Raw genomic sequence first — 1,103 nt, 5'->3', positions numbered from 1 at the left:
CGCCGATTACGCCGGATTTCCTGTATGCGGGGATGTTTAACATACAGGGCGTTGGGCTGCATTTAACCAACTACCGGGCTTATGATCCCGATACCGGGCGATGGGTATCGAGGGATCCGATTATGGAAAACGGGGGCGTTAATCTTTACACCTATGTGGGGAATAACCCGCTAAGATATGTCGATCCTCTAGGTTTAGAGGCGACAGTCATTGCAAATCCGCTACCCACAGGTGGATTCAGTTTCACTGCCACTGGTACAGGTCTTGACGGCAGCATTAATGGTACATTCAACACCGGAACTACTAATTTCAACCAAATTCAAGAAGGCACATATTCTGTAACGCCGAGACCAGCTCTGCCTGACACTTTAATAAACTCGCTACTTAACCGAAATCAATATGCTGGTCGGCCTACCATTTCAAATACAAGTGATTGGAACACTATTCGTTATCCAGATGGCTCAGTAACAAAAGGCGCTCAGATTCATCCAGGCCGCAATGGGACCAACCAGGGTACTTCGCTTGCGTGTATGGTTACAGACCAGCCGACGTACAACTCTCTTAATAAATTATTCCAGGATAATTATAACAATGGCGGCGTCAAGCTCATTGTCAATCCAGCACCTGCTCAATAATTTATGAAGAAAAACATCATCCGTATAACCTCAGTTATTATTATGGCTTTGCTATTTACGCTAAGTAGTTGGTCTTGGAGATGGGTTATTTTTCATGGATGGTCGGCTGTAACTTTAGCCGACCATCTCCTGACTGGCGGTAATCCGACCATTGAAGACAGGTTCATTGATTACACAATTTATACTGCAAGTGGTTGCGTAGTATTTTCTACAAACAACGAAGACAAGGTAATGGTTTATTGTCCTCATGGAGTGCCTGATGATGCTGGAAAAATTGGTCCTTTAGAGCATATAATTGGGCCTTGGTATCGTCAAATAACATAACGGAACACAAAGGGGGTCAGGTCTTTCATTTTGCAATTATTAAATCAAAAACCGTAACATGGCTATTATATGTTTTGCTTTATTGAAAGACCTGAGCCTTTTCTTTGTGACGGCTAAAACTTACACCGATGGCAAGAAAACGAC

2 protein-coding genes are annotated in these 1,103 nt (G+C 43.3%); both read left to right on the top strand.

Features of this window, described 5'->3' with window-relative positions; genetic code table 11:
- On the top strand, positions 1–635 hold a 635-nt coding region (locus tag A1359_RS04670), incomplete at its 5' end, for an RHS repeat-associated core domain-containing protein (RefSeq protein ID WP_198159274.1).
- 3 nt (positions 636–638) lie between these two features.
- A complete protein-coding gene (locus A1359_RS22270; protein WP_157200469.1) occupies positions 639–959 on the top strand; it encodes a hypothetical protein in 321 nt (106 codons plus the stop codon).
- Positions 960–1,103 lie beyond the last annotated feature (144 nt).

The organism is Methylomonas lenta, from assembly GCF_001644015.1.
In the GTDB taxonomy this organism is placed as follows: domain Bacteria; phylum Pseudomonadota; class Gammaproteobacteria; order Methylococcales; family Methylomonadaceae; genus Methylomonas; species Methylomonas lenta.
This window is presented reverse-complemented; position numbering and strand designations above follow the sequence as displayed.